This window comes from Bacillus sp. EKM501B (genome assembly GCF_011800505.1).
Taxonomy (GTDB): domain Bacteria; phylum Bacillota; class Bacilli; order Bacillales; family Bacillaceae_G; genus Bacillus_A; species Bacillus_A cereus.
The window spans coordinates 728,373-750,643 of the sequence record NZ_JAALFZ010000002.1 but is presented as its reverse complement, the minus strand read 5'-3'; the positions used below and the strand labels follow the sequence as shown (position 1 = coordinate 750,643).

Sequence of the window (22,271 nt, the reverse complement as noted above, 5' to 3'; positions counted from 1 at the left end):
TTTCATAATTTTCGGAGGTGCAATATGCGTAAAACTAAAATTGTATGTACTATAGGTCCTGCTAGTGAAAGTATTGAAAAATTAGAGCAATTAATCGAAGCAGGTATGAACGTTGCTCGTTTAAACTTCTCTCATGGTAGCCATGAAGAGCACGGAGCTCGTATTAAAAACATTCGTGAAGCTTCAAAGAAAACTGGTAAAACAGTTGGTATCTTACTTGATACAAAAGGTCCAGAAATCCGTACTCACGACTTCGTAGACGGACAAGCTGAGCTTGTAACAGGTGCAGAGGTAGTTCTTTCTACTGAGCAAGTATTAGGTACTGCAGAGAAGTTCTCTGTATCTTATGCTGGTCTTTATGACGATGTAGACCCAGGTTCTCGTATTCTAATCGATGACGGTCTTATCGAACTAGAAGTAATCGAAAAAGCTGATGGAAACATCCGTACAAAAGTTCTTAACAGCGGAACTGTAAAAAATAAAAAAGGTGTTAACGTACCAAACGTAAGCATTAAGCTTCCTGGTATCACTGAAAAAGACGTAAAAGATATCATCTTCGGTATCGAGCAAAAAGTTGATTTCATTGCAGCTTCATTCGTACGTAAAGCGTCTGACGTATTAGAAATCCGTGAATTATTAGAAGAGCATAACGCTCAATACATCCAAATCGTACCAAAAATCGAAAACCAAGAAGGTATCGACAACATCGATTCAATCTTAGAAGTTTCTGACGGTTTAATGGTAGCTCGTGGTGATATGGGTGTAGAAATTCCACCAGAAGAAGTACCGTTAGTACAAAAACGTCTAATTAAAAAATGTAACGTGTTAGGTAAACCGGTTATTACTGCAACACAAATGTTAGATTCTATGCAACGTAACCCACGTCCAACTCGTGCGGAAGCAAGTGACGTAGCTAACGCAATCTTCGATGGTACAGATGCAATCATGCTTTCAGGTGAAACAGCTGCTGGACAATACCCAGTAGAAGCGGTAACAATGATGGCTAACATTGCGGTACGTGTTGAAAAATCATTACAATATGAAGATATGTTCAAAAAACGTATTAAAGAGTTCACTCCAACAATTACAGATGCAATTAGCCAATCTGTTGCGCATACAGCACTTGCTCTTGATGTAGCTGCAATCGTAGCTCCAACAGAAAGTGGATATACTGCGAAAATGATCTCTAAATACCGTCCAAAATCTCCAATCGTAGCTGTAACATCTGACGAGCAAGTAGGACGTCGTCTTGCACTTGTTTGGGGTGTACAAGCATTTATGGCTGAGAAGCGCGCAGCTTCAACTGACGAAATGTTAGATACAGCAATTCAAACAGGTATGGATGCGGGTCTAATCGGACTTGGAGATACTGTAGTGATTACTGCGGGTGTTCCAGTTGCTGAAACTGGTACAACAAACTTAATGAAAATCCACGTTGTTGGTGAAGAAATTGCTAAAGGACAAGGAATTGGTCGTAAAGCTGCAAAAGGTAAAGTAGTTGTAGCAAAAACAGCTGCTGAAGCTGTAGCGAACGTAAACGAAGGTGATATCCTTGTTACAACAAGCACTGATAAAGATATGATTCCTGCAATCGAAAAAGCTGCGGCTTTAGTTGTAGAAGAAGGTGGCTTAACAAGCCATGCAGCTGTTGTAGGCGTATCAATCGGTATTCCTGTTATCGTTGGTGTAAACGGCGTAACAGCAACTTTAAAAAATGGCCAAGAAGTAACAGTTGATGCAGCACGCGGAATTGTTTATAATGGACATGCGGAAGTGCTATAAGTAATACGGAGAGAAGGATCGGAGTCCTTCTCTTTTTTTTACACAAAAACGAGATAGAATTAGCTTAAAGCGCCTAGAATTGCTTTTAAAAGCTGTTTGTTATGTGTTTTAATATGAAAGAGTATCTATATTTCATATGATGTATATAGGCGTTGTGAGGACGTTAAAAGTGAGTTGTGAGAGAGGTGTAGAACTATGAAGTGGTTACTATTCTTGTTTATTTTAATACCGGCGATTGAGATTACGGTCTTAATTGGATCAAGTCATGTAATAGGTTTATGGTCTACGTTCGCTATGATTGTATTTACAGGTGTTGTAGGTGTGTATTTGGCGAAAAGACAAGGGTTTAAAGTGCTTGGAGAGATTCAATCTAAGTTGAATAGAGGGGAAATGCCAGGTGAGGCGGTACTAGATGGTATTTTTGTATTTGTAGGAGGTATTCTCTTAGTGCTTCCTGGGTATGTGACCGATGTGCTAGGGTTTATCTGCGTGATCCCTATTACGAGAGCTTTATTGAAGCCGCTTGTTATGAAGTGGATGGAATGGAAATTTAGAAAGAACTCTACTATTATTATTCAGAAATAGCACTTAGATTGTAGAAATCTAAGTGCTATTTTTTTGTATTGTAAGAGGAGAGGAGCTTTCTGATTGAAGCTTTGCTTTACCTCGCTATTTGTGGGGTGAAATTTCTATCTCAAAGCTGGGCTGCTCGTAAGTGTCTGATGTGGGGCGAATGATGAGTGGGGATGAACAAAACGTTCGCTTATTATATGTGCTATATAATTTTCGTTTGAACTCTTGTGTGTACTTCGATTAAACTTGTGATTTTTTAGTGCTATTAATTTAGATGAATAAGATGGAGGGAAACGCTGCTGAATTAAAGTTTTGCTTTCTTATATAAAGGAACGATTGGTGTAAAAAATTCATATAAAAAGGCGGAGATTGTTAGTTGAAGTCTTTTTTTATGCTATTTTGTATATTTATTCATTTACATAAAAAGTAATAAATGTAAATGATAATTATAAAATAAATAGAATAAATATGTAAAAATACCACGAAATATGCTTTTTTCATGCAAAAAAACAAGAGAATTATCTTTTTTGAGTGCAATTCTCTTGTTTTATGTAATGAGTATGAAAAATAAGTACAAGGAATAATCAGTGGGAAATTCCCACTGATTACATGTAAGTTTTTTGTTGTGTATGAATTAGAAACTATTATTTTGAAGGTGAACCTTTAATATATTTCCACAAGTCATGGAAGACATTAGCTTTATGTAATGTATTAAGTAGTACTAAGGTGACTGGGCCGATGATTAATCCTAAAAAGCCAAAAAGTTTAAAGCCGACAAATAGAGCGACGAGTGTTGCTAATGGATCGAGACCGATGTTAGATGAAAGTACTTTCGGCTCCATAATTTGTCTTTGGACAATCACGACGATGTATAAAATGAGAAGACCAATGGCGAATGCGGTATCGCCAGTGAAAAATACGTATATAACCCATGGAACGAAGACTGCGCCTGTTCCTAAGTATGGTAGTAAATCTACAACTCCTGTAATAATCGCAATAGTAATGGCGTATGGTACGCGTAATATTAAAAGTCCGATTAGTACAATGACGGTTGTCATAGATACGAGTGTAAGTTGTGCTTTCACAAAACCAAACAAAGCTTTTCTTAAGTCGACAAAAATAGTTTTTCCATAGCCATGTACACGATTCGGTAGCAATTTTCTTGCTTTCTGAGCAAGACGGTGCCAATCGTAACTAATGAAGAAAGTGGCTAATAAAATGAATACAAGAACAGTTAAAGTTGTTGGCAGTGCACTAATGAAATTCGTTAACCCGCTTATAATGGCGGTTAAAAGTTCTTTCATTTGTGTTGTTGCTTCTGTTCCTAAGTTTTGAATGTTTTGTGTAATTGTATAGCGCTGTGGTTCTCCAAGATGATTAAATTTAGAGATTAAATCATCGTAGAGAGGCATAATATGATTAAGTGCAAATTGCTGAGCGAATGTAACGATATCTGGAAACTTTACTGTAACAAGTTGTAGTAAGTATGTTGTGGCAGATATTGCTTCAGTCACAAGATATGTAACAAGTCCAACGATAGCTCCAAATACGAGAATTAAGCTAACGAGTACTGCTAGTGCGCGAGGAAATTGTAGTTTTTGATTAAGGAAATTGACGACAGGATTAATCAAATAAGCAAATGCAAAAGCGATAATAAAAGGATAGATAAGCCCTGACATGTATAGTAATACATAGAACCCAGCTACCGTTGCTACAATGACAAATATGAGTCTCAATATCATATATAGTAAGTTTCGGTTCAAAGATGTATACCTCCCATTCCAATTTGGATTATCCTAATTCGTTCAACTTATAACGAGTGTGCTCCACTGATTAAAGTTTCACTTTACCCCGCATTAACGGGCAGTAAATCTCCTACCCGAAGTGCGGCTGGATCAAAGGAGTTAGCTGGAGATAAACTGCCCGTAAAAGCCCGATTGGTGAAGGCTAATAATCAGTGGAAAATGCCCCACTGATTAAAGTTTCACTTTATGTTATAGTGGAATGATGGATTTTTCCTGCTTTTTCAGTATGTGAGTGACTGTGAAAGCTTGGTGTTGATGCTTCTACTATATGGTAAAAACTTCATTTTCTCTTCTTTTTATTTTACCTGTTTCTAATTAGAAAAGAAAGAAGAGACGCCCGTTTTTTAAAATGTATACATGCTTAAATTTTGATGGTGAAAGTCTCAGTTTGTCATTTTAAAATACATAAAAAATGAAGTGATTCATGTTGAATAGGCATCGATATAGCATGTATAACGATAGGTTTAAAGGTATTTTTGTTTGGAAATGAGTTCATTATTTTCAGAAAGGAAGTGCAAACATGATTAGTCAGTCAACGTTATTTTTATTCATACTACTTATTATAGGACTTATTGCTAAAAACCAATCGCTTACTGTAGCTATTGGTGTGTTATTTTTATTGAAGTTTACGTTTTTAGGAGATAAGGTCTTTCCTTATTTACAAACGAAAGGAATTAACCTAGGTGTAACGGTCATTACAATAGCGGTGCTCGTACCGATTGCGACAGGGGAAATAGGTTTTAAACAACTTGGAGAAGCGGCGAAATCTTATTATGCGTGGATTGCTTTAGCTTCAGGTGTAGCGGTCGCTTTGTTAGCGAAAGGCGGCGTACAATTGTTGACGACGGATCCTCACATTACAACTGCGCTTGTTTTTGGGACAATTATAGCGGTTGCGCTATTTAATGGGGTTGCTGTTGGTCCGTTAATTGGGGCTGGAATTGCCTATGCGGTTATGAGTATTATACAGATGTTTAAATAAGGAATTTTATAGTAATATAAAATTTTTGAATTCTTTCTGTTCACAAAAGTCAGATAATTGTTTATAATAGGATTAGAAACTTTGAAAAGTTACATAACAGCAGAGACTTTACACCAGATAAAATAAAAACAACATAAAACAATTTTATAATGATATTGTTTTATGTTGTTTTTATCATAAAACTCTTCGGAATGTATTTTCCTCACTAACTTGTTGTTTTGAGCGTGAGGATTCGGGGAGACATTCACGCTCATGCTTTCCATGTAAACAATGGACAATAAGAGGGGAACATCGCAACAAATTTGCATGATCGTGCATTTTGCTTGCCTAAAGAGTGAACGGGCGTTCATAATTCATAAGGGGAGCAAATAGATATAAGGAGCAAGGTTGGGAGAATTTTCAGGAAAAGGAGAGAATGTCATGACTGTTATTCGAGGTTTAGAAGGGGTAGTAGCAACAACATCATCTGTGAGCTCTATTATTGATGATACATTAACTTATGTTGGGTATAATATTGATGATTTAGCTGAGAATGCTACGTTTGAAGAAGTAGTGTACTTATTATGGCACCGCAAGCTTCCTAATGAAAAAGAACTAGCGGAATTTAATGAAATTGTATCTGAATACTATAAAGTTCCAGGTGAGATTTTAACATATTTGAAACAAGTAGATTTAAAAATTGCACATCCGATGTCTGTTTTACGAACTGCAATTTCCATGCTATCATTATACGATGAGAGCGCTGAAATTATGGATGAAAAGTCCAATTATTTGAAAGCGGTTAAATTACAGGCGCAAGTCGGAACTTTAGTTGCTGCTTACGCGAGAATCCGTAAAGGTTTAGATATTGTTGAGCCAAGAAAGGATTTATCATTAGCTGCAAACTTCTTATACATGTTAAATGATCGCGAGCCAAATGAAGTTGAAATTGAAGCTTTTGATAAGGCGCTTGTACTTCATGCAGATCATGAGTTAAACGCTTCTACATTTACTGCACGTGTTTGCGTAGCTACACTTTCAGATGTATATTCTGGTATTACAGCAGCAATCGGTGCATTAAAAGGTCCTCTTCACGGTGGGGCAAATGAAAATGTAATGAAGATGTTAACTGAGATTGGTGAAGAAGAAAATGTAGAGTCATATATTCATAATGCTCTTCAAAATAAAGTGAAAATCATGGGCTTTGGCCACCGTGTGTATGAGCAGGGTGATCCACGTGCAAAACACTTACGTGAAATGTCTAAGAGATTATGCGTGCTTTTAGGAGAAGAGAAATGGTATAATATGTCTATCAAAATTGAAGACATTGTAACAAAAGAAAAAGGTCTTCCACCAAATGTTGATTTCTATTCAGCTTCTGTATACCATTGTTTAGGAATTGACCATGACTTATTTACACCTATTTTTGCAATTAGCCGTATGTCAGGCTGGTTAGCTCATATTCTAGAACAATATGAAAACAACCGTTTAATTCGTCCGCGTGCTGATTATAATGGACCAACGCATCAAGTGTATGTTCCAATTGCACAACGATAAGCGAATAACACTATTTTGATAGTGAAAATACGCTTTCAAAAGTCTGATTTTTTCGGAAAGATGTAATGATTAGAATATTTTAATTTGACTAACGGTTTGAACTGAGGGGTTATTCCCTCAGTTTCATACATATGAAATTTCAAACATGGGGGTTATCACATTGACGACAGGTGAAAAAATTACTGTAACTAATGGTGTTATGAATGTACCAAACAATCCGATTATTCCATTTATCGAGGGAGATGGAATTGGTCCTGATATTTGGGCAGCTGCATCTCGCGTACTAGAAGCAGCAGTTGAAAAAGCTTATGATGGTGAGAAGAAAATCGTTTGGAAAGAAGTGCTTGCAGGGGAAAAAGCATTCAACCAAACAGGCGAGTGGTTACCAGAAGAAACTTTAAACTTAATTCGTGAATATTTAATCGCGATTAAAGGTCCACTTACAACTCCAGTTGGCGGTGGTATTCGTTCTTTAAACGTAGCACTTCGTCAAGAATTAGATTTATATGTATGTCTACGTCCAGTTCGTTATTTTGAAGGTGTTCCTTCACCTGTAAAACGTCCGGAAGATACTGATATGGTTATTTTCCGTGAAAATACAGAAGACATTTATGCTGGAATTGAATATGCACAAGGATCTCCAGAAGCAGAAAAAGTTCTTGCTTTCTTAAAAGAAGCAATGGGTGTTAATAAAATCCGCTTCCCAGAAACATCTGGTATTGGTATTAAGCCGATTTCAGAAGAAGGGACAAAGCGTCTTGTTCGTGCTGCAATTCAATATGCAATTAACGAAAAACGCTCTTCTGTTACATTAGTTCATAAAGGAAACATTATGAAATTTACAGAAGGTGCTTTCAAAAACTGGGGTTACGAAGTAGCGGAACAAGAATTCGGCGACAAAGTATTTACTTGGGCTGAATACGATCGTATCGTTGAAAAAGATGGTAAAGATGCAGCGAATAAAGCGATGGCAGACGCTGAAGTGGCTGGAAAAATCATCGTAAAAGATTCTATTGCAGACATCTTCTTACAACAAATTTTAACTCGTCCACGTGAGTTCGATGTTGTTGCAACAATGAACTTAAATGGTGACTATATCTCTGATGCACTTGCTGCACAAGTAGGTGGAATTGGTATTGCACCTGGTGCAAACATTAACTATGTGACTGGACATGCTATCTTTGAAGCTACACACGGTACAGCTCCAAAATATGCAGGTTTAGATAAAGTAAACCCATCTTCTGTTCTTCTTTCAGGTGTATTATTATTAGAACACTTAGGATGGAACGAAGCTGCGAAATTAGTAACTGCTTCTGTTGAGAAAACAATTGCTTCAAAAGTAGTAACTTATGATTTCGCACGCTTAATGGAAGGTGCAACAGAAGTGAAATGTTCTGAGTTCGCTAATGAACTTATTAAAAACATGGATGTAGCGATAATCAAAAACGCATAATTAAAGCGGGGGGTAAATTATGACAATCAAACGCAAGAAGGTTTCAGTCATCGGTGCAGGATTTACAGGAGCAACAACGGCATTCTTATTAGCACAAAAAGAACTGGCAGATGTTGTATTAGTGGACATTCCACAACTGGAAAATCCAACAAAAGGGAAAGCGTTAGATATGTTAGAAGCGAGCCCAGTACAAGGTTTTGATGCTAACATTATTGGAACATCTGATTACGCAGATACTGCTGATTCTGACGTTGTCGTTATTACAGCAGGTATTGCACGTAAGCCTGGTATGAGCCGTGATGACTTAGTAGCAACAAACTCTAAAATTATGAAAAGTATTACGCGCGACATTGCAAAACATTCACCAAATGCAATTATTGTTGTGTTAACAAATCCAGTTGATGCAATGACATATTCTGTATTTAAAGAAGCAGGATTCCCGAAAGAGCGTGTTATCGGTCAATCGGGTGTATTAGATACAGCTCGTTTCCGTACATTCATCGCACAAGAATTAAATCTTTCTGTAAAAGATATTACAGGATTTGTTCTTGGTGGACACGGTGACGACATGGTACCTCTTGTGCGTTATTCATATGCAGGCGGTATTCCGTTAGAAACGTTAATTCCGAAAGAGCGTTTAGAAGCAATCGTAGAACGTACACGTAAAGGTGGCGGTGAGATTGTAGGCTTATTAGGAAACGGTAGTGCATATTACGCACCAGCAGCTTCTTTAGTTGAAATGACAGAAGCAATCTTAAAAGATCAACGCCGTGTATTACCGGCTATTGCGTACCTTGAAGGTGAGTATGGTTATAGTGACCTTTACTTAGGGGTACCAGTAATTCTAGGTGGTAACGGAATTGAAAAAATTATTGAATTAGAACTTCTTGCAGATGAAAAAGAAGCGTTAGATCGCTCTGTAGAATCTGTACGTAACGTAATGAAAGTTCTTGTTTAATAATTGAATAGTAGTGAAAAAGATTCGGGATTCCGAATCTTTTTCTACTATTTACCGAATTGTTTTTTTGAAATAATATGAAAACGCTATCATTTGTAATATCCTATAATGAAACTGTAGATTTATACTATACATTGCCCTCATCATAGTAAATTTCGGATAAGGTATCGCTTTTAGTAGGATAATAAGGTGAAAAAATCGGAGGGGGTTGTAACATGTTAAAGAAAAAAGTTCAAATTGGTCGTAAAATGGATGAAATTACAGTAGGAGAGAAATTATCTATCACTGAAAAAATTGAGGATAAAGATTTGTTATTGTACTTAGGGTTAACGAATGATGCCAATCCATTATATATTCAGCATGATTACGCATCCCAAACTCCGTATGAAAAGCCGATTGTACCAAGCATTATGCTAACGGGAATGATTACAACGGCGGTTACGAAATATTTACCGGGTCCAGGAAGTCATATTACGAGAAAGGACCTTACATTCGTGAAACATGTTCACCATTATGAAACGTTACAAATCCACTTTGAAGTTGTGGCTGTTTCTGAGGAGGAACATACAATTGATATGCTTGTATCTGCTCATGATGAAAAAGGAGAAACTGTTGTGAAAGGTTCATTAACAGTAACGCCACCTTTTAAATCTGTTTCCATTATGGAAAAAGCATTAGATAATTTTTAAAAGATGAAAATATGAATAGCGCTAGCATACCTTTAATAAGGATGCTAGCGCTATTTTTAGTTGAAGAACCCTTCTTTGAACCCTTCAGCAAATTCTGAGCACCCCGTTTTAATCGTATCCCAGCTCGGAGCGTTAAAAGCAAGGATACATGTGACTGCTAAAGATAGAATGGATAGTATTAGTCGCATAATAGACCTCCGTATATTATTAATTTATATATTAAGATTAATAATATAATTATCGGTAATTGAAGTCAATTAAAGGAGTGGTTTTTTAGGTGAGGTGGAAAAGAGAAGAGTGATCTTTGAAACGGTAAGAGAAGCTGAAGTGTGGGCAGACGGGTTTGTGAATGAAATGTACGGGAGAGTATTTGATGGATATGAAACACCAGATTATAAAATAGCGTATGCTTTATCTTTTCTCTTAGCGCAAAATCGAGAACTCAATATTCATACGGAAGTAGAATTTAATAACGATATGGAAGTATATAAAGTATGGATAACAAAACATAATTGAGGCGAACGTAATTGTTTTTAGGAATAACAATAGCACAATCCGAATCCATGAATAGACAATTATATTGAGAGGGACCTTGTTTTCTAGTATGATGAGAATAACGGGGAAAATACTAGGATGAAGAAGGTTTCAAGTCTATAACTTGGAGGAAAAGAATGAACAATCGTATTTTAGTAGTAGATGATGAGGAATTTATCTTAACTTTAATCGAATTTAATTTACAACAAGCTGGGTTTGAAGTTATAACAGCGATGGATGGAGAAATGGCGCTTCAAAAAGCGACAACAGAACGCCCAGATTTAATTATATTAGATTTAATGCTTCCGAAAATGGATGGTATGGAAGTGTGTAAAGAATTACGATTGCAGCGCGTTATGACGCCGATTTTAATGTTAACGGCAAAAGATGATGAGTTTGATAAGGTGCTAGGCCTTGAACTTGGGGCAGATGATTATATGACAAAGCCATTTAGTCCAAGAGAAGTAGTTGCTCGTGTGAAGGCGATTTTGCGCCGTACGAAATTACAACAAGAAGAACAAGTTGCAGAAGCGCCAGATGAAGATAGCATCACAATTGCAGAACTTAAAATTTTACCGGAGTTTTATGAGGCTTATTTCCAAGGAAGAAAGCTTGAATTAACACCAAAAGAATTTGAACTACTTGTGTATCTTGCGAAAAATAAAAGTCGCGTGTTGACACGTGATCAATTATTAAGTGCTGTATGGAATTATGATTTTGCTGGTGATACACGAATTGTTGATGTTCATATTAGCCATTTGCGCGATAAAATTGAACAAAATACGAAAAAACCGACGTACATTAAAACGATACGTGGTTTAGGATATAAATTAGAGGAGCCAAAAGGGAATGAATAAATTTCGTTCCAGGCTTCTTTTTACATTTGTTTCTCTTATTGTATTTATTTTAGTTGGACTAGGTTTATTACTAGAAACTGTGTTTGAAAACTACTATATAGATCATGCTAAAGAGAGAATGGTAAAAGAGACGGAGTATGTTGCGACGTTAGCAGAAGAGCAAGGTTTTGATAATGTCTTAAAAAATCCATACGTATTTGAAAAGTTAGAAGAAAAAATACCAGCTTCTATCGTATTTTTGGATGAAAAAAAGAAAGTTCAATATAGAAAAGGACAAGAATTGGCATTTAGTCCAGAGACGATTAAAGAACTTTCTTCGGAAGTGGCAAAACAACGAAGTAAAGTAATTACGAAAGAAACGGATCGAAAGAATGAATTTTATCATGCGGTGTTCGTTCAAGATGTAGAAGGAAAACAAGGATACATTTTGGTGAAAAGTATAATTGATCCTTTAAGAGACGTACATCAAAAAACGTGGGGATTATTAATTATCGGATTTGTCATTGCTTGTCTCGTAGTTGTATTTTTAGGTATGAAAATTACAGGGCAATATATTAGGCCGATTGAATCGGTTACGAAAGTTGCAATTGAATTGGCAAAGGGTAATTATAAAGCACGTGCATACGAAAGTCATTCGGATGAAACAGGAATGCTGAGTAAAGCGATTAATATTTTAGCTCGAAATTTACAAGAGATGACACTTGAACAAGAAATGCAGCAAGATCGTCTGCATACGTTAATTGAAAATATGGGAAGCGGAATGATTTTAATTGATAGCCGAGGATATATAAACCTTGTAAACCGCTCTTATAAGGAAACTTTCCACGTAACAGATGAAGAATATTTAGATCGCTTATATTATGAATCGTTTCATCATACAGAAATTATTGAGCTTGTAGAAGAAATCTTTATGACAGAAGTGAAAGTGCGTAAACAAATGTTATTGCCACTTGGAATTGAACGGAAGCATTTCGAAGTATATGGAGCGCCGATTATCGGGACAAACCATGAATGGAAAGGGATTGTTCTCGTATTCCATGACATAACAGAGTTAAAGAAATTAGAACAAATGAGAAAAGACTTTTTAGCGAATGTTTCTCATGAATTAAAGACACCGATTACTTCTATTAAAGGTTTTTCAGAAACACTCTTAGACGGAGCGATGGATAATAAAAAATTCTGCGAACATTTCTTGCACATTATTTTAAAAGAAAGTGAGCGCATGCAAGGATTAATTGAAGATTTATTAGATTTGTCGAAGATCGAACAACAAGGATTTAAATTAAATATGGGAACCGTTGACATGAAGGGGCTGCTTGAAGATATTCATATGGTGCTTGATAATAAAGCAGGAGAAAAAGAAATCTCTTTACAAGTGAATGTATTAAAACGTGCCTCTGTTATTGGAGATCCAAGTCGTTTGAAACAAATCTTTATTAATTTAATTAATAACGCAATCGTATATACACCGGCTGGAGGCGTTGTTTCAGTAGAGTTAGCGGAAGATAAATATAATGCTTATATAAAAGTATCGGATACTGGAATTGGTATTAGTAAAGAGGAAATTCCGCGTATTTTTGAACGTTTCTACCGGGTGGATAAAGCAAGAAGTAGAAATACTGGTGGTACCGGCCTTGGATTGTCGATCGTAAAGCATTTAGTTGAGGCGCATCAAGGTACGATTACAGTAGATAGTGAAGTTGGAGAAGGGACAACGTTTACAGTTGTTTTACCGAAATCAGCAACTGAAAAATAGGATGAAGGATGTTTACAATATATTAACAATGGCTTAATTAAATATTAATAAAGCTCTGTTAATATAATACATGAAAACCCCTTCATCCAAGGAGTAATTTTGGACGAGAATAGTTAAGCTGTTCTCGTCACTTCCCTTTATGCCAATATAAGTCTGTTTTATATATGAAAGAAAATAGCCGTTATTTTTCTTCTCTCTATTAGTCATGTTAATATAGAGAGAGGAAAGGAACGGTTTTTTTCTGTGAAAAAAATCATTTCAAATTTGTATGGGGAGGTTTCAATTTTGGAAAAAAAGGTCGTATTAGTAGATGGTAATAATATCGCGTATCGTGCTTTCTTTGCACTACCGCTTTTAAATAACGACAAAGGTATACATACGAACGCAATTTACGGTTTTACAATGATGTTAATGAGAATATTAGAGGAAGAAAAGCCAACTCATATGTTAGTGGCGTTTGATGCAGGCAAAACAACGTTCCGTCATAAAACGTATAGTGAGTATAAAGGAGGGCGTCAAAAGACTCCACCTGAATTATCAGAGCAATTCCCATTTATTCGTGAGATGCTGGATGCGTTCAATGTACCGCGTTATGAATTAGAAAATTATGAAGCGGACGACATCATGGGAACGTTAGCGAAAGAAGCGAGTGAGCAAGGGGCAAGTGTAAAAGTTATTTCAGGAGATAAAGATTTACTTCAACTTGTTTCTGATAACACGCTTGTATGTATTCCGCGAAAAGGGATTACAGAAGTGGATGAATATACGAAAGAAGCTTTATTTGAAAAATACAGCTTATCACCAAAGCAAATTATCGATATGAAAGGTTTAATGGGAGACCAGTCAGATAATATACCAGGTGTACCAGGAGTTGGTGAAAAAACGGCAATTAAATTGTTAACACAGTTTGGAACGGTTGAAGCGGTGTATGAAAATATAGATCAAGTAAGTGGGAAGAAATTAAAAGAAAAACTGGAAGAAAATAAAGAACAAGCTCTTATGAGTAAGGATCTTGCAACTATTATTACAGATGCGCCGATTACAGTTCATGTGGATGATATGGCGTATAAAGGATATGAAGCAAGTGATGTCATTCCAATGTTCGAGAGTTTAGGATTTACATCTCTTTTAAATAAATTAGGCGTTACGCCAGAAGAAACTGCTCCAGCTGAATTAGATGATATTACATTTGATATTGTGGAAGAAGTTACAGAAGAAATGCTTCAGCAAGATAGTGCGCTTATCGTTGAAGTACAAGAAGATAACTATCATAAAGCAGACATTCAAGGTTTCGGTATTCAAAATGAAAATGGATGTTACTTTATTCAGACAGACATTGCTCTTAAGTCAGATGCTTTTAAAGAGTGGCTTGCAGATGGAGAAATGAGAAAGCATACATTTGATGCGAAGCGTGCAATCGTTGCACTGAAATGGAATGGGATAGATATGCAAGGGATTGACTTTGATCTATTAATCGCTGCTTATTTACTTGATCCAGCTGATACGGATAAAGACTTCCGTACTGTAGCGAAAATGAAAGAAACGCATGCTGTGAAATCTGATGAAGAAGTTTACGGAAAAGGTGCGAAGCGTGCTGTTCCAAAGTTAGAGGTAGTAGCGGAGCATGTGGCTCGTAAAGTGCATGTATTATATGATGTAAAGCAAACATTCGTTGAAGAGTTAAAGAAGAATGAGCAATATGAACTGTTTACAGAGTTAGAATTGCCGCTTGCACGTGTATTAGCTGATATGGAAGTAAAGGGTGTAAAAGTTGATACAGAGCGTCTTCGTAATATGGGAGAAGAACTTGCGGGTAGATTAAAGGAAATGGAACAGGAAATTTATAAGCTTGCGGGAACAGAATTTAATATTAATTCACCGAAGCAGCTTGGTGTTATTCTGTTTGAGAACTTAAACTTGCCGGTTATTAAAAAGACGAAAACAGGTTATTCTACGTCAGCTGATGTACTAGATAAGCTTATGAATCACCATGAAATTATTCCAAATATTTTACATTATCGTCAATTAGGGAAACTAAATTCAACTTACATTGAAGGTTTACTGAAAGTTGTACATGAAGATTCATCTAAAATTCATACTCGCTTTAATCAAGTGTTAACGCAAACAGGTCGATTAAGTTCAACGGATCCGAACTTGCAAAATATCCCAATTCGATTAGAAGAAGGAAGAAAGATTCGTCAGGCATTTGTTCCGTCAGAAGAAGGATGGATTATGTATGCGGCTGATTACTCACAAATCGAACTGCGTGTATTAGCTCATATTGCAAATGATAAAGGGCTAGTTGAAGCATTCCAACATGATATGGATATTCATACGAAAACAGCTATGGATGTATTTGGCGTTAAAAAAGATGAAGTAACTTCAAATATGAGACGACAAGCGAAAGCTGTTAATTTCGGAATTGTATATGGTATTAGTGATTATGGTCTTTCACAAAACTTAGGAATTACAAGAAAAGCAGCAGCGGAATTTATTGAAAAGTATTTAGAAAGTTTCCCTGGTGTACAAGAATACATGGAGGACATCGTAAAAGATGCGAAACAAAAAGGATATGTGGCTACATTATTAAATCGTCGCCGTTATATTCCAGAAATTACGAGTCGTAATTTCAATTTACGTAGCTTCGCTGAGCGTACAGCGATGAATACACCAATTCAAGGTACTGCCGCAGATATTATTAAAAAAGCGATGATTATTATGGCGGATCGTTTAGAAGAAGAAGGATTACAAGCACGTCTTCTTCTGCAAGTACACGATGAATTGATATTTGAAGCGCCAAAAGAAGAAATTGAAAAATTAGAGAAGCTTGTACCTGAAGTAATGGAGCATGCAATTGAACTTGCAGTTCCGCTGAAAGTTGATTATTCTTACGGTCCAACTTGGTACGACGCAAAATAAGGAAGTGATGAAATGCCTGAATTACCAGAGGTTGAAAACGTCAGACGGACACTTGAAAATCTTGTAACAGGAAAAACGATTGAAGATGTTATTGTTACTTATCCAAAAATAGTGAAACGACCGGATGATGCAGAAATCTTTAAAGAAATGCTAAAAGGCGAGAAGATTGAAAAAATAAAGCGAAGAGGAAAGTTTTTGCTTTTATATGTAACGAATTATGTTATTGTTTCACATTTGCGTATGGAAGGTAAGTTTTTACTACATCAAGAGGATGAGCCGATTGATAAACATACGCACGTCCGTTTCTTATTTACAGATGGAACGGAATTACATTATAAAGATGTGAGAAAGTTTGGTACGATGCATCTCTTTAAGAAAGGTGAAGAAATGAACCAAATGCCTCTTGCGGACTTAGGTCCGGAGCCATTTGATGCTGAAATGACACCGCAGTATTTACAAGAAAGATTACAAAAGACAAATCGTAAAATAAAAGTTGTGCTACTGGATCAGCGTCTTTTAGTAGGGCTTGGAAATATATATGTAGATGAAGTTTTATTCCGTTCTCAAATTCATCCGGAACGAGAAGCTTCGTCTTTAACAGTAGAAGAAATTGAGCGAATTTATGAGGCTACCGTTACAACGCTAGGCGAAGCAGTAAAGCGTGGCGGAAGTACAATTCGGACGTATATCAACTCACAAGGGCAAATTGGTTCTTTCCAAGAACTCCTAAATGTATATGGGAAAAAAGGAGAGCCGTGCGTAACTTGTGGCACGATATTAGAAAAAACAGTTGTTGGCGGGCGAGGAACGCATTACTGCCCAATTTGTCAGCCTAGAATATAGAAAAGAGATAACATCGGATAGGCATTTGTCATATACATACAGCAGAGCTATGTATAAGGGAGGAGCTTACCGATGTACCTTTATTTATCTCTTATTTTATTAGCTTTTACATTAAGCTTGGATAGCTGTAGTGTAGGGCTAACATATGGTTTAAGAAGCGTAAGAATTCCACTAAGATCAATTATAATTATCGGAATGTGTTCAGCGGCTGTTATGCTTGTTTCAATGGGAATTGGACATATGATCGCGAAAGTATTTTCACCTGTTATCGCAACGCGTATCGGTGGGCTTGTTCTTATTGGAATAGGGATTTGGGTATTATATCAATTTTTTCGAAGTGAGAAAAAAGAAGAACCGAAGCAAGAGGAGAAGGTCTGGAAATTAGAGATTGCCTCGCTAGGGCTAGTGATTCAAATTTTACGGAAACCGACTGTAGCAGATTTTGATAAATCAGGCACCATTTCTGCAGGAGAAGCATTGCTTCTTGGTATCGCTCTTTCTGTAGACTCATTTGGTGCCGGAATTGGTGCATCTTTATTAGGGTATGCACCCGCTATGATGGCGATATTAGTTGCAATTATGAGTTCTTTGTTTTTATTTATTGGAATGAAACTTGGAACGGTTTTATCGAATATGAAGTGGTTACAAAAATTTACATTCCTGCCTGGAGTATTACTCATTATTATTGGAATTTGGAAAATGTAAGTATGGGCGTGGAACATTAGTTTCGCGCCTTTTATTATGAGGAGGATTATGATGACAGTAGTAATTGGATTAACAGGAGGCATTGCAAGTGGAAAAAGTACAGTGTCTCAAATGTTTCGTGAACTGAGCATACCAGTTATTGATGCAGATATTATTGCACGAGAAGTTGTAGAGCGAGGAAAACCAGCATATAACAAAATAGTAGAAGTATTTGGAACGGAAGTGTTACAAGAAGATGGAGAACTAGATCGTCCAAAACTAGGAAGTGTCGTTTTCTATAATGAAGAAAAACGATTGCAGTTAAATAAAATTGTTCATCCTGCAGTGCGTGAGGAAATGAATAGGCAAAAGGAAATGTACATAAAAGAAGGTATGCAAGCGGTTGTGTTAGATATTCCTCTCTTATTTGAAAGCAAATTAACAAGTCTCGTTGACCGCATTTTAGTTGTAGCGGTTAAGCCGCATACGCAATTAGAACGTTTAATGAAACGAAATAACTTTTCAGAAGAAGAAGCAACAGCTCGTATTCAATCTCAAATGCCGTTAGAAGAAAAAGTGAAAAATGCAGATGAAGTGATAAATAATGATGGCACAATTATGGGAACGAAAACACAATTGCAGGTAATTTTAAAGAAGTGGAACATTATTGACTAAAAAATTGTGAAATTAATGAAAATGCTTAGTGACATATCCCCTTTTTGTGTTATACTATTATTGGGATTGGAGATAAATAGTATAACGCATTCAAGGGGGATAACATATTATGACTCGTGTGGCAATTAATGGATTTGGACGTATTGGGAGAATGGTATTTCGTCAAGCAATAAAAGAAAGCGCATTCGAAATTGTAGCAATCAATGCAAGCTATCCATCTGAAACGTTAGCACACTTAATTAAATATGATACAGTTCATGGCAAGTTTGACGGAACAGTAGAAGCATTTGAAGATCACTTATTAGTTGATGGAAAAATGATTCGCCTTTTAAACAACCGCGATCCAAAGGAATTGCCTTGGACAGATTTAGGTGTTGAAGTTGTAATTGAAGCAACTGGTAAATTTAATTCAAAAGAAAAAGCAATTCTTCACGTTGAAGCTGGAGCGAAAAAAGTAATTTTAACAGCGCCTGGTAAAAATGAAGATGTAACAATTGTAGTTGGTGTGAACGAAGACCAATTAGATATTACAAAACATACTGTTATTTCAAATGCATCTTGTACAACAAACTGTTTAGCGCCTGTTGTGAAGGTGTTAGATGAGCAGTTTGGAATTGAAAACGGTTTAATGACGACAGTTCACGCTTATACAAATGACCAAAAAAATATTGATAACCCACATAAAGATTTAAGAAGAGCACGTGCTTGCGGACAATCAATCATTCCGACAACGACAGGTGCTGCGAAAGCGCTAGCAAAAGTTCTTCCACATTTAAACGGAAAACTTCATGGTATGGCACTTCGTGTACCAACACCAAACGTGTCTCTTGTTGATTTAGTAGTAGATGTAAAACGCGATGTGACAGTTGAAGCCATTAACGATGCATTCAAAACTGTTGCAAACGGTGCGTTAAAAGGTATTGTAGAATTCAGCGAAGAGCCTTTAGTATCTATCGACTTTAATACAAATACACACTCAGCTATTATTGATGGTTTATCTACAATGGTAATGGGTGATCGTAAAGTGAAAGTACTTGCTTGGTATGATAACGAGTGGGGCTACTCTCGTCGTGTTGTAGATCTTGTAACGTTAGTTGTTGAAGAGTTAGCGAAACAAGAAAATGTGCAACACATTTAAGTGAATAAGGGAGGAGAGGGCAAGGCAACATTTGCCCTCTTTTTTTAATTTTTTCTGAAAAGGAAAAAAATTATATAAGTATATTTAAAAAAGTGGACATACCACGAAGCGTTGTGATTACTGCATTTGTGAATCGTTTATTTTTTTTAGGGAAAAGTAAAGAGGAAAATATGACAGAAAATCGAAAAAACTGTTGTTGCAAAATGAAAATAAACAAAGTATACTAACACTCGTAAACTTAAGAGCTGAGGTACGTAGTCACTACTTAAAGGGTTAGGACCTCTCTGGACTAACTTTCCCCCGTGGTAGTGGAGCAAGCCAAATTGCAAATTAGTTTTCAATTCGAACAGTTAGAATAAATTTACAAGGGGGAACTGTAGAATGGATACTATGGATACGATGGGTCGTCACGTGATTGCTGAACTTTGGGATTGCGATTTCGACAAACTGAATGACATGCCGTATATTGAACAATTATTTGTGGATGCAGCACTAAAAGCTGGTGCTGAAGTGCGTGAGGTTGCTTTCCATAAATTTGCACCACAAGGTGTAAGTGGAGTAGTAATTATCTCGGAATCACATTTAACAATTCATAGCTTTCCGGAGCACGGTTACGCAAGTATTGATGTTTATACTTGTGGGGATCGTATTGATCCAAATGTTGCTGCAGAATATATTGCAGAAGGTTTAAACGCGAAAACGCGTGAGAGCATCGAGCTTCCTCGAGGAACTGGTAGCTTCGAAATTAAGCAGAGAGAAACAAAAGCTCTTTAAAAAAGAACATAATTGATTTAAAATGTAAAGAGGTGTATAATGCACCTCTTTTTTAGTTTATAAAAAAGGAAAAATATAACGTACTCGTTAGTTGAATAAATTGGATTCTTGCAAATGAGGTAGTGCTCTATATACCATCTTATTTTTAAGGATGAGATGATAAAGTGATGCGCTGAAACTTAAAGTGGTAAGAGAGTTAGAATGAGTTATATAATATTGTATATATATTTTAGGTGAAGTGAGTAGAGAAAAATAAAGAGTATAGTGTAAAGGAGTGAATGTATTGCGTTGTCCATCCTGTTCTCATAATGGTACAAGAGTGTTAGATTCGCGTCCGGTAGACGAGGGGCGCTCTATTCGAAGAAGGAGAGAGTGTGAAAGCTGCTTAAGTCGCTTTACGACCTTTGAAAGGGTAGAAGAGTCACCTCTTATCGTTGTAAAAAAAGAAGGCACACGAGAAGAGTTTAATAAAGAAAAGATTTTACGTGGTTTAATTAAAGCGTGTGAAAAAAGACCAGTATCTTTAAGACAATTAGAAGAAGTAACACAAAGCGTGGAACGTGAACTGCGTAATTTAGGTATATCAGAAGTGAAAAGTGATATGATTGGTGAAATTGTCATGGAAGAACTTCGCGATATTGATGATGTTGCTTACGTACGTTTTGCTTCTGTATATCGTCAATTTAAAGATTTAAATGTATTTATTGAAGAATTAAAAGATATACTGCAAAAAGAAAGAGAGTAGAAGTTGTATTTTATTCTCTTTACATACCGTAAGTAATAGGATAAGAGAGCTAGAAGCGCAAGCTAATAGCTCTTTTTCACTAAGAATTTATATAATGAAGATAGAACGAATGAAGTAGAGGATAGATTGGATGAGAGAAAGGAAAAGCAAGAATGGAAAAACAGTCATGGATGGAGCTATTGCCGATTGATCGTTATAAAGTAAGTGCGAAAGGGCTACTGCACAATTACGACCGAAAAGTGTTAACGATGTTGTATCAGCCGTTAATAGGTAGTAGAGCTTTTAGCTTATACATGACACTATGGGGAGAGCTAGAGCAAGATCGTGTATTTGGAAAAGAGAATACGCATCATTCCCTTATGGTGACTATGCAAATGCAACTTCCTGAAATATATGAGGAACGAGTAAAGTTAGAGGCAATTGGGCTATTGAAGGTATATATTAAGAAAGAAAAAGATATTCGAATGTTCATATATGAGTTGCAACCACCTTTATCTCCGAAGCAGTTTTTTGATGATATTGTTTTAAGTATCTTTTTATACAATCGATTGAGCCGGACAAAATATAATCAAGTAAAGCAATATTTCTTAGAAGAAGAATTTGATTTTGCTTCTTATGAAAATGTTACGCGTTCTTTCAATGATGTGTTTGGTTCGTTTAATCCAGGACAGCTTGAGCATGCGCAAGAAGACCTTCGTATTCCAAAAACGACAACTATGCCAAGTAACGAGAAGGGAGACGCTCCGAAAGTTTGGAATGATTTCTTTGATTTCTCTTTATTTGTAGATGGATTGTCCGCTCTTGTTCCTAAAAAGGCGATTACAGATCAAGTGAGAGACTGCGTTATAACACTTGCTTACGTGTATGGTGTAGATGTGTTATCGATGCAAAATATCGTTCTTGGTGCAGTGACAGAGATGCAAACAATTGATACGGAAAGGCTTAGAAAAGGAGCGCGCGATTGGTATCAATTTGAAAATGGTCAAGCATTACCGGTATTAAGTGAAAGAGTACAGCCTCATGCTGCACGTACGATGAAAGAGAAAGAGCCTTCATCGCAAGAGGAGATGTTAATAAAGCAGCTAGAGGAAATCTCGCCAAAACAACTATTGAAAGAGATTTCTGGTGGTGCAGAGGCAACGAAAGCGGACTTGCAGATCGTTGAAGATGTCATGATTAATCAAAAATTGACACCAGGAGTTGTGAATGTACTTATTTATTACGTTATGCTACGCTCAGATATGAAACTTGCGAAAACGTATGTCGAGAAGATTGCTGGGCATTGGGCACGTAAAAAGGTCGGTACAGTAGCGGACGCGATGGCGTTAGCGAAAGAAGAGAACCGTCAATATCAAGAGTGGGCTGAGACGAAGAAAAAAGGCCGTACGGCGAAGAAAACGGTGCGGAAAGAAATGGTGCCAGATTGGCTTAAGGAAGAAGAGCCGAAAGAACAAGAGAAAGAAACAGAGAAGAAAGATACAAGTGTAGAAAAAGATGCAAGTACGCTAGAAGATGAAAGAAAACGACTAGAAGAAGTGTTAAAAAAATATAAGCGTGATTAATAGAAG

Annotated in this window: 19 protein-coding genes and 1 pseudogene; 18 read left to right on the top strand and 2 right to left on the bottom strand. The window is 36.5% G+C overall.

Annotated elements, in window-relative coordinates:
- Positions 1-24 precede the first annotated feature (24 nt).
- Complete coding sequence (gene pyk, locus HFD78_RS08680; protein WP_001232673.1) at positions 25-1,782, top strand: pyruvate kinase; 1,758 nt, start codon at positions 25-27, stop codon at positions 1,780-1,782.
- A 195-nt stretch (positions 1,783-1,977) separates the two neighbouring features.
- On the top strand, positions 1,978-2,367 hold the full coding sequence (locus HFD78_RS08675; protein ID WP_000871631.1) for an FxsA family protein: 390 nt from the start codon (positions 1,978-1,980) through the stop codon (positions 2,365-2,367).
- Between the two features lie 632 nt (positions 2,368-2,999).
- Here HFD78_RS08675 and ytvI read toward each other — a convergent pair.
- Positions 3,000-4,118 carry a sporulation integral membrane protein YtvI gene (ytvI, locus tag HFD78_RS08670; RefSeq protein WP_001081388.1) on the bottom strand — a complete coding sequence of 373 codons (1,119 nt, stop codon included), beginning with the start codon at positions 4,116-4,118 and terminating at the stop codon, positions 3,000-3,002.
- A 562-nt stretch (positions 4,119-4,680) separates the two neighbouring features.
- Between ytvI and HFD78_RS08665 the strand changes: the two genes are divergently transcribed.
- The 5 genes from HFD78_RS08665 (at position 4,681) to HFD78_RS08645 (ending at position 9,778) form a co-directional block, all read left to right on the top strand.
- A complete protein-coding gene (locus HFD78_RS08665) occupies positions 4,681-5,142 on the top strand; it encodes a DUF441 domain-containing protein (protein ID WP_000625507.1) in 462 nt (153 codons plus the stop codon).
- 387 nt (positions 5,143-5,529) lie between these two features.
- Positions 5,530-6,678, top strand: coding sequence for a citrate synthase (gene citZ / locus HFD78_RS08660; RefSeq protein WP_000503652.1), 1,149 nt, complete (start codon positions 5,530-5,532; stop codon positions 6,676-6,678).
- A 160-nt stretch (positions 6,679-6,838) separates the two neighbouring features.
- Positions 6,839-8,131: an NADP-dependent isocitrate dehydrogenase gene (gene icd / locus HFD78_RS08655; RefSeq protein ID WP_000206898.1), complete on the top strand. Its 1,293-nt coding sequence runs from the start codon at positions 6,839-6,841 to the stop codon at positions 8,129-8,131.
- Positions 8,132-8,150: 19 nt separating this feature from the next.
- On the top strand, positions 8,151-9,089 hold the full coding sequence (gene mdh / locus HFD78_RS08650; RefSeq protein ID WP_000153232.1) for a malate dehydrogenase: 939 nt from the start codon (positions 8,151-8,153) through the stop codon (positions 9,087-9,089).
- A gap of 215 nt (positions 9,090-9,304) precedes the next feature.
- The gene (locus HFD78_RS08645; protein WP_000914180.1) at positions 9,305-9,778 is read left to right on the top strand and encodes a MaoC family dehydratase; all 474 of its coding nucleotides are present in this window, start codon (positions 9,305-9,307) and stop codon (positions 9,776-9,778) included.
- Positions 9,779-9,834: 56 nt separating this feature from the next.
- Here HFD78_RS08645 and HFD78_RS29795 read toward each other — a convergent pair whose 3' ends face one another.
- Entirely contained in the window at positions 9,835-9,966 is a 132-nt protein-coding gene (locus tag HFD78_RS29795) for a hypothetical protein (protein WP_001237022.1), read from the bottom strand.
- A gap of 89 nt (positions 9,967-10,055) precedes the next feature.
- Here HFD78_RS29795 and HFD78_RS08640 point away from each other — a divergent pair.
- The 11 genes and pseudogenes from HFD78_RS08640 (at position 10,056) to HFD78_RS08590 (ending at position 22,265) form a co-directional block, all read left to right on the top strand.
- Positions 10,056-10,294: pseudogene (locus tag HFD78_RS08640) on the top strand (hypothetical protein).
- A gap of 155 nt (positions 10,295-10,449) precedes the next feature.
- Entirely contained in the window at positions 10,450-11,169 is a 720-nt protein-coding gene (gene phoP / locus HFD78_RS08635; RefSeq protein ID WP_001065220.1) for a two-component system response regulator PhoP, read from the top strand.
- The gene (phoR, locus tag HFD78_RS08630; RefSeq protein ID WP_001032106.1) at positions 11,162-12,925 is read left to right on the top strand and encodes a sensory box histidine kinase PhoR; all 1,764 of its coding nucleotides are present in this window, start codon (positions 11,162-11,164) and stop codon (positions 12,923-12,925) included. Before phoP ends, phoR begins: the two co-directional genes overlap by 8 nt.
- 285 nt (positions 12,926-13,210) lie before the next feature.
- Entirely contained in the window at positions 13,211-15,844 is a 2,634-nt protein-coding gene (gene polA, locus HFD78_RS08625; RefSeq protein ID WP_000412804.1) for a DNA polymerase I, read from the top strand.
- Between the two features lie 12 nt (positions 15,845-15,856).
- Positions 15,857-16,687 (top strand): DNA-formamidopyrimidine glycosylase, encoded by an 831-nt coding sequence (mutM, locus tag HFD78_RS08620; RefSeq protein ID WP_065703075.1) that lies wholly within the window; start codon positions 15,857-15,859, stop codon positions 16,685-16,687.
- A gap of 72 nt (positions 16,688-16,759) precedes the next feature.
- A complete protein-coding gene (gene ytaF, locus HFD78_RS08615; RefSeq protein WP_000281743.1) occupies positions 16,760-17,392 on the top strand; it encodes a sporulation membrane protein YtaF in 633 nt (210 codons plus the stop codon).
- Positions 17,393-17,443: 51 nt separating this feature from the next.
- On the top strand, positions 17,444-18,046 hold the full coding sequence (gene coaE / locus HFD78_RS08610; protein ID WP_000219315.1) for a dephospho-CoA kinase: 603 nt from the start codon (positions 17,444-17,446) through the stop codon (positions 18,044-18,046).
- 109 nt (positions 18,047-18,155) lie between these two features.
- Positions 18,156-19,184, top strand: a complete 1,029-nt coding sequence (locus tag HFD78_RS08605; protein ID WP_000198974.1) for a glyceraldehyde-3-phosphate dehydrogenase — start codon at positions 18,156-18,158, stop codon at positions 19,182-19,184.
- Between the two features lie 390 nt (positions 19,185-19,574).
- A complete protein-coding gene (speD, locus tag HFD78_RS08600) occupies positions 19,575-19,958 on the top strand; it encodes an adenosylmethionine decarboxylase (protein ID WP_098413228.1) in 384 nt (127 codons plus the stop codon).
- A gap of 283 nt (positions 19,959-20,241) precedes the next feature.
- Positions 20,242-20,703 (top strand): transcriptional regulator NrdR, encoded by a 462-nt coding sequence (gene nrdR / locus HFD78_RS08595; RefSeq protein WP_001203687.1) that lies wholly within the window; start codon positions 20,242-20,244, stop codon positions 20,701-20,703.
- A gap of 152 nt (positions 20,704-20,855) precedes the next feature.
- Complete coding sequence (locus HFD78_RS08590) at positions 20,856-22,265, top strand: replication initiation and membrane attachment family protein (protein ID WP_000415029.1); 1,410 nt, start codon at positions 20,856-20,858, stop codon at positions 22,263-22,265.
- Positions 22,266-22,271 lie beyond the last annotated feature (6 nt).